Genomic DNA, 272 nt, shown 5'->3' with positions numbered 1-272 from the left:
CGTCCTACTCTCACAGGGACAAGGTCCCAACTACCATCGGCGCTAGAGAGCTTAACTTCCGTGTTCGGTATGGGAACGGGTGTGACCTCTCTGCCATCATTACCAGACTTTATTCATTTAAGACAAGAATCATCATAACTTATTTAACTTTTAAAGTCAATAAGTTTTTTATATTCTTTCAAAACTAGATAACATTGCTTCATATTATATGGTTAAGTCCTCGATCTATTAGTATTCGTCAGCTCCACATGTCACCATGCTTCCACCTCGAA

At 39.3% G+C, this 272-nt stretch carries 1 rRNA gene; it reads right to left on the bottom strand.

The annotated features are described in order from the left end of the window. Positions 1 to 107: ribosomal RNA gene (gene rrf / locus MR113_RS27735) — 5S ribosomal RNA — on the bottom strand; the annotation flags it as partial. Positions 108 to 272 lie beyond the last annotated feature (165 nt).

The organism is Bacillus cereus group sp. BfR-BA-01379, assembly GCF_022663605.1.
Taxonomy (GTDB): Bacteria; Bacillota; Bacilli; order Bacillales; family Bacillaceae_G; genus Bacillus_A; species Bacillus_A mobilis.
Note: the sequence above shows the minus strand (reverse complement) of the source record. Positions and strands in the feature narration are given on the sequence as shown.